The sequence below is a fragment of the Skermanella sp. genome (assembly GCF_059503625.1).
This window is the reverse complement of sequence record NZ_JCACHA010001008.1, coordinates 1-6,191: the sequence shown is the minus strand read 5'-3', so window position 1 is coordinate 6,191 and position 6,191 is coordinate 1. Positions and strand designations below refer to the sequence as shown.

The following is a 6,191-nucleotide window of genomic DNA, read 5'->3' as shown; positions in this document are numbered from 1 at the left end:
AAGCTGGCCTCCATCGACGAGTCGGTGATGGAGAAGCTGGACACCGTCCTGCCGCCGACCTGGAGCCGCTGCAACCCGGTCGATATCATCGGCGACGCGCCGGCCAAGCGCTATTCCGACGCTCTCGGGACGCTGCTGGGCAACCGCAGCCATGACGGCATCCTGGTGATCAACTGCCCGGTCGCCTTATCCGAAAGCACGGAAGCGGCCCAGGCCGTGGTCGATACGCTCAAGGGCAAGAAGCATCAGGTCCTGACGAGCTGGCTCGGCGACGGCAGCGCGCAGGATGCGCGGCACCTGTTCGCCGCCAACCGGATTCCGACCTACGAGACGCCGAACAAGGCGGTCCGCGCCTTCATGCACATGGTCCGGTACCGCAAGAACCAGGAACTGCTGATGGAGACCCCGGCCAGCACGTCGGAGCAGTTCAAGGTCGATGAGAAGGCCGCGCGCACCGTGATCGACGCGGCGATATCCGAAGGCCGCGGCTGGCTCAGCGAGTTCGAGGCCAAGCAGGTGCTGGAAGCCTACGACATCCCTGTCGTCGAAACCCTGAAGGCCGCCACCCCGGACGAAGCCGCCGACGCCGCGCGCCGGATCGGCAAGCCGGTCGCCCTCAAGATCCTGTCGGTCGACATCATCCACAAGTCCGACATCGGCGGCGTCCAGCTCCATATCAAGACGCCGGAGGAAGTGCGCGCCAAGGCCGTCGCCATGCTGGACCGCATCCGGGCGATCAAGCCCGATGCCCGGATCGAGGGGTTCACCGTACAGGCCATGGCCAGCAAGCCCGGCGCGCACGAGCTGATCGTCGGCATGGCGGACGACCCGCTGTTCGGTCCCGTGCTGCTGTTCGGCCAGGGCGGCACCTCGGTCGAGGTGGTGCAGGACAAGGCGCTGGGCCTGCCGCCGCTCAACACCAATCTCGCGCGCGAGATGATGAGCAGGACAAGGGTCTGGAAGCTGCTCCAGGGATACCGGGACCGGCCGCCGGCCGCCATCGACCAGGTAGCGCTGACGCTGATCAAGATCAGCCAGATGATCACCGACATAGCGGAGATCGTAGAGCTGGACATCAATCCGCTGCTGGCGGACGACGCCGGCGTGCTGGCGCTCGACGCCCGCATCAAGGTCGCGGTGCCGACCGTTCGCCCCGGCACGCGGCGGCTCGCCATCCGGCCCTATCCGAAGAAGCTGGAGGAGCGGGTCAAGCTGAACGACGGCCGTGAATACCAGCTCCGTCCGGTCCGGCCCGAGGACGAACCGATCGTCCACCGGATGTTCGAGAAGATGACGCCGGAAGACATCCGCCTGCGCTTCTTCGCCCCCATGAAGCGTCTGTCTCACCAGATGGCGGCGCGTCTGACCCAGATCGACTACGACCGCGAGATGGCGGTGGTCGCCGTGGCCCCCAATGAGGATGGCCAGGAGGAGCTTTACGGCATCGTCCGCATCGCAGCCGACCCCGACAACCAGAAGGCCGAATACGCCGTGATGGTCCGCAGCGACATGAAGGGCAAGGGCCTGGGCTACGTCCTGATGACCAGGATCATCAACTATGCCCGTTCGCGCGGCATCGGCGAGGTCTACGGCGAAGTCCTGCGCGAGAATACGACCATGCTGGGGATGTGCCACGAACTGGGCTTCACGCGGAAGGAAAACCGCGACGAGCCGGGCGTGGTCGAGGTGACTATCAAGATGTAGCTGCCAAGATGTAGCTGCCAAGACGTAACTGCGAAGATGCAGTAGCAGGGTAAGCTTTCCGGTCTGGTAAACGCGGCGTTCGGGCGCATGCCCGCCTGCTTGCATGTCATGCGGACGTATCGCACTCAACCGCCATGACCCAGACCGGCTCGCTCCACGATCACCTCATCAAGCTCCTGCTGGGAAGGCTCGCCACGGCGGCGGCTTTCCTGCGGGAACGGCTTCCTCCGGATATCGTGGCTCTGATGGCCCCCGAACCGCCGGAACTGATGCCCGGCTCGTTCATCGGCGGCGGGCGGCGCAGTCATCACACCGACCTGCTCTTCCGGCTGGCGCTGACCGGCGGCCGGAGCGCCTTCGTCCCGGTACTGATCGAACATGTAAGCAGGCGGCGTTCACATCCCGTCGTGCTGCCGAAGCTGATGCGCTACATGGCCGTGATGGGCGAGAAGCACCTGGAGGACGGCCATGGACTGCCGCTGCCTCCTGTCATCCCTCTGGTGATCTACCAGGGCGCCAAGCCCTGGAGCGAGGCCCCGAACTACGCCGGGCTTTACGACGTCGATCCGCCGCTGGCTCCCTTCGTTCCGGATTTCGCCTATCTGATGTTCGATCTGGGCGCTACCCCGGACGAGAACCTGTCCGCCCAGGCTTTCCTGCGCTTCGGGCTCGCCGTACTTAAATTCGCGCGCGGCGCTCCGGACTTCGCCCGAAGGCTGCTTACCCTCGCGACGGAGGAAGTCTATCGGGACGACCGGGTGCTCGCCTTGCTCCGCTATGTCGCGGAAGTATATGCTGAGCTGGACCGGACGACGATGGAAGCCCTGATCGCCCCACTCGCCAACGATGAGCACTTACAGATGACCACGCTGCTGCAAAGACTGTTCGCGGAAGGCAAGGCCGAGGGTATGCAGGTAGGCGAAGCGAACGGCCTGAGAAAAGGCAAAGCCGACTCGCTGCTTCTCGTCCTTGAGCAGAAGTTCGGTCCGCTGCCGCAGGAGCTGCTGGAAAAGATCGAGGATGCCGATCTCGCCACCCTCGAAAGCTGGATGCGGCGGGGCGTCCTGGCCGCCAGCCTGGGAGAAGTGACCGATCCGAACCGGGCGTGACCTGAAGCCTGTCCGCCGACGCTTCCTTCAAACGAACCGGCTGACGATCCCGGCCACCTGCCCCCGGTAGCTGCCGCCGAACAGGCGGACATGCACCAGCAGTGGATACAGATTATAGATATCCCGCCGCACTTCGAAGAAACCGGGCCGGATCGGGCGCAGCTCGGCGTAGCGGTGGAAGAAGGGCTCGCCGAAGGTCCCGAACAGGGTGGAGAAAGCCAGTTCGATTTCCGGGTCGGCGTTGTAGACGGCGGGGTCGATGAACCCGGCGACTCGGCCTCGATGGGCCAAAACATTGCCGCCCCACAAATCGCCGTGGATCAGGCTCGGAGGTGCCGGTTCCCCGATCAGGTCGGGCAGCAGTTCCGCCAGCCGCTCGATACTTCCCATCAGGCCGCCGTCGATCCTCCTCTCCTCCAGCGCCAGCTTTGCCATATGCATCAGGCGGTGGTCGCGGAAGAACGCGATCCAGTCCTCCGACTCCGGGTTAGGCTGGTGCAGCGGGCCGATCAGGGTGTCGAAAGCAAATCCATAGCGCTCGGACCCGACGTCATGCAGGCCGGCGACCAGTTCGGCGGCATGTTCCTGGGCCGGGGCGTTCAGGCCGCTGCCTCCCTCGATCCACGACATGATCAGCAGCGAGTCGTCGGCATGGAACAGTTCCGGCACCGGCAATCGCGAGTGGGCGGCCAGATGGCGCAGCATGGCGCCTTCCAGCGTCAGCCCCTTGCCGCGCTTCGCCACCACCCGGCGGCCACCGGCAAGATCGATCAGCCACAACTCCGTCGTGTTGCCGTCGGCGAACCGCCGGGCGGCAACGACTTGGCCGATATGTTCAGGAATCGCCGGATGCACGGACATGGCCGGGACGGGAATGGCGCAAACTGTTCAGCAGCCCTTCGGAAGCGGCCTCGACCAGATCGAGAACTTCGGTGAAATGGGTGCCTTCACCGTAATAGGGATCGGGAACCTCCCGCTTCGGGGCATCCGGCGCATAGTCCATGAACAGCTTGATCCGATCGCGCCGCTCCTCGGGCGCCATCCGGACAAGCTGGTCGAAGTGCCCGCGATCCATCGCCAGGATCAGGTCGAACTCCTCGAAGTCCGATTTGCGGACCTTGCGTGCCCGCAGGCCGGCGATATCGAACCCGCGCGACTTGGCCGCCTGGACGGAGCGGCGGTCGGGAGCCTCTCCCACGTGGTAGTCGTGGGTGCCGGCGCTGTCGGTCGATATCCGCCCGTCCAGCCCCGCGTCCTGGACCACCCGGCGGAAAACGCCCTCGGCGGTGGGCGACCGGCAGATGTTTCCGGTACAGACGAACAGAACCTTGGTCATGCTTGCTCCCCGTCGTTGGCTGCGCGGATATGGCGCGTCACCATGTGATAATCCTTGCGCGGTCCGCTGACGGACCATTCGGTGATCCACTCGTCATGCCGCTCCACCCGGAACGAACCCCGGTAAATGTCGGCGCCGCAATGATGGACGGCATCGGCGCTGCCGGCCGTCAGGTCGAGCTCATGGAACGGCGTCCCGTCGTGGCGGAAGACTTGCGCCCGCCCGGGGCCGTCGGCAAAGGCGTAGCGGTAAGTCTGCTCCGCCGGCCCTGCATAGCCGCCCAGCCGCATCGTGCCGCTCTCGGTCAGCAGCAAGCCGCCGTCCGGCAGCGGCGCGAAGAGCGCCCTGCCCTCGAAACCGCCGTCCTGTCCGCTCCGCGCGTCCCTGACCGTACGGGAGATGCGCCACGCACCCGTCAGGAATGCGCGCAGGTCCGCGACAGGAAGCACTCTTGCGTTCGGCTCGACGGCAGCCACCTCTACACTCGACAACAAACGCTCCTTGTTCACGCTCCGGAAACTGCCGCCATGATCTTAAGCCCTTCCGACCGGATCGTCATCCTGACCGGCGCCGGTATCTCCAAGGAATCCGGCCTGGACACCTTCCGCTGCGCCGGCGGCGTCTGGGAACGCGTCCGGCTCGAGGACGTCGCGACACCTGAAGGGTTCGACCGGAACCCCGACCTTGTTCACCGGTTCTACAACGACCGCCGCGCCGGTCTGCTCCAGCCCGATATCCGGCCCAACGCCGCGCACGCCGCTTTGGGCCGGCTGGAGCGGGACTGGCCGGGCGAGGTTCTGCTGGTCACCCAGAACATCGACGATCTGCACGAGCGCGCCGGCTCCGCCAACCTGATCCACATGCATGGCGAGTTGCTGAAGGCCCGCTGCGGCGTCTGCGGCGAGATCTCCGAAATCCGCGCCGACCTGTCGGTGGACGACGACTGCGCCGCCTGCGGCGCTATCGCCGAGATGCGGCCCCACGTGGTCTGGTTCGGCGAGATGCCGCTGGAGATGGAACGGATCTACGCCGCCCTGGCCGACTGTGCCCTGTTCGTCTCGATCGGCACGTCGGGCAACGTCTATCCGGCGGCGGGATTCGTCCAGGAAGCGCGGATCAACGGCGCCCATACGGTCGAGTTGAACCTGGAACCGTCGGAAGGCGCTACCCTGTTCGCCGAGAAGATCTACGGCGCCGCCACGGCTGAAGTCCCGGCCTTCGTCGACCGCATCCTGGCGGCCCGATGACGGGAGGGGATCGCGCCGCCGGTCTGGCGGCGCTGGTGGAGAAGGCCCGGGCGTGCCGGGTCTGCGAAGCGCATCTGCCGCTCGGTCCCCGCCCTGTCCTGCGGGCAAGCGCCACGGCGAAGCTTCTGATCGTCGGGCAGGCGCCCGGCACGAAGGTCCACGAGACCGGCATCCCCTGGAACGACGCTTCGGGCGACCGGCTGCGCCGCTGGCTGGACCTTGGCCGCGACACTTTCTACGACGAGAACCGGATCGCCATCATGCCGATGGGGCTGTGCTATCCCGGCATAGACAAAAACGGCGGCGACAGCCCGCCCCGGCCGGAATGCGCACCGCTCTGGCACCCTCCCCTGCTGGCGCTGATGCCGCAGGTCGAATTGGTGCTGCTGGTCGGCAGCCATGCCCAGGCATGGTATCTGGGCAAGCGGCGCCGCAAAACCATGACCGATACGGTCGCGGCTTGGCGCGAATACCTTCCCCGCTTCATCCCGACGCCGCATCCGAGCTGGCGGAATACCGCGTGGCTGAAGCGCAACCCCTGGTTCGAGGCGGAACTGGTGCCGGAACTGCGGGAGCGGATTGCGCGGATGCTTTGAGCGTGCCGGCTTTCTCGCCGGTCAGTCCGGCTCGGCGGCCTCGATCGCTTCCATGTCGTCGTCGGAAAGGCCGAAATGATGGCCGATCTCATGGATCAGGACATGGCGGACCAGATGGGCCAGATCCTCGCCGGTCTCGCACCAGTAGTCGAGCAGCGGCCTGCGGTACAGGTAGATCATGTCGAGATCGCTGGGCGTG

8 protein-coding genes are annotated in these 6,191 nt (G+C 65.9%); 4 read left to right on the top strand and 4 right to left on the bottom strand.

From position 1 onward, the window contains the following. A partial coding sequence (locus AC5JJ6_RS36835) for a bifunctional acetate--CoA ligase family protein/GNAT family N-acetyltransferase (RefSeq protein WP_496046797.1) occupies positions 1–1,704 on the top strand: 1,704 nt, incomplete at its 5' end. A 134-nt stretch (positions 1,705–1,838) separates the two neighbouring features. Continuing rightward, complete coding sequence (locus AC5JJ6_RS36830) at positions 1,839–2,813, top strand: Rpn family recombination-promoting nuclease/putative transposase (RefSeq protein ID WP_496046796.1); 975 nt, start codon at positions 1,839–1,841, stop codon at positions 2,811–2,813. Positions 2,814–2,840: 27 nt separating this feature from the next. On the opposite strand, the gene AC5JJ6_RS36825 is transcribed toward AC5JJ6_RS36830, so the two are convergent. The 3 genes from AC5JJ6_RS36825 to AC5JJ6_RS36815 are packed head-to-tail and all read right to left on the bottom strand — an operon-like array spanning position 2,841 to position 4,640. Continuing rightward, positions 2,841–3,668 carry a fructosamine kinase family protein gene (locus tag AC5JJ6_RS36825; protein ID WP_496046795.1) on the bottom strand — a complete coding sequence of 276 codons (828 nt, stop codon included), beginning with the start codon at positions 3,666–3,668 and terminating at the stop codon, positions 2,841–2,843. Continuing rightward, positions 3,649–4,149, bottom strand: a complete 501-nt coding sequence (locus AC5JJ6_RS36820) for a low molecular weight protein-tyrosine-phosphatase (protein WP_496046794.1) — start codon at positions 4,147–4,149, stop codon at positions 3,649–3,651. The genes AC5JJ6_RS36825 and AC5JJ6_RS36820 overlap by 20 nt, the downstream gene beginning before the upstream one ends. Beyond that, positions 4,146–4,640 carry a DUF6314 family protein gene (locus AC5JJ6_RS36815; RefSeq protein ID WP_496046793.1) on the bottom strand — a complete coding sequence of 165 codons (495 nt, stop codon included), beginning with the start codon at positions 4,638–4,640 and terminating at the stop codon, positions 4,146–4,148. Before AC5JJ6_RS36815 ends, AC5JJ6_RS36820 begins: the two co-directional genes overlap by 4 nt. Before the next feature lie 36 nt (positions 4,641–4,676). Here AC5JJ6_RS36815 and cobB point away from each other — a divergent pair, with 36 nt between their 5' ends. Then, a complete protein-coding gene (cobB, locus tag AC5JJ6_RS36810) occupies positions 4,677–5,396 on the top strand; it encodes a Sir2 family NAD+-dependent deacetylase (RefSeq protein ID WP_496046792.1) in 720 nt (239 codons plus the stop codon). Next, positions 5,393–5,992 (top strand): uracil-DNA glycosylase family protein, encoded by a 600-nt coding sequence (locus tag AC5JJ6_RS36805; protein WP_496046791.1) that lies wholly within the window; start codon positions 5,393–5,395, stop codon positions 5,990–5,992. Before cobB ends, AC5JJ6_RS36805 begins: the two co-directional genes overlap by 4 nt. 21 nt (positions 5,993–6,013) lie before the next feature. Here the strand turns inward: AC5JJ6_RS36805 and AC5JJ6_RS36800 are convergent. Continuing rightward, on the bottom strand, positions 6,014–6,191 hold a 178-nt coding region (locus tag AC5JJ6_RS36800), incomplete at its 5' end, for a metallopeptidase family protein (RefSeq protein WP_496046798.1).

Excerpts from the sequence above, each read along its gene's own strand:
- AC5JJ6_RS36830 (WP_496046796.1), top strand. The coding sequence starts at position 1,839 with ATGACCCAGACCGGCTCGCTCCACGATCACCTCATCAAGCTCCTGCTG.
- AC5JJ6_RS36820 (WP_496046794.1), bottom strand. The coding sequence starts at position 4,149 with ATGACCAAGGTTCTGTTCGTCTGTACCGGAAACATCTGCCGGTCGCCC.
- cobB (WP_496046792.1), top strand. The coding sequence starts at position 4,677 with ATGATCTTAAGCCCTTCCGACCGGATCGTCATCCTGACCGGCGCCGGT.
- AC5JJ6_RS36805 (WP_496046791.1), top strand. The coding sequence starts at position 5,393 with ATGACGGGAGGGGATCGCGCCGCCGGTCTGGCGGCGCTGGTGGAGAAG.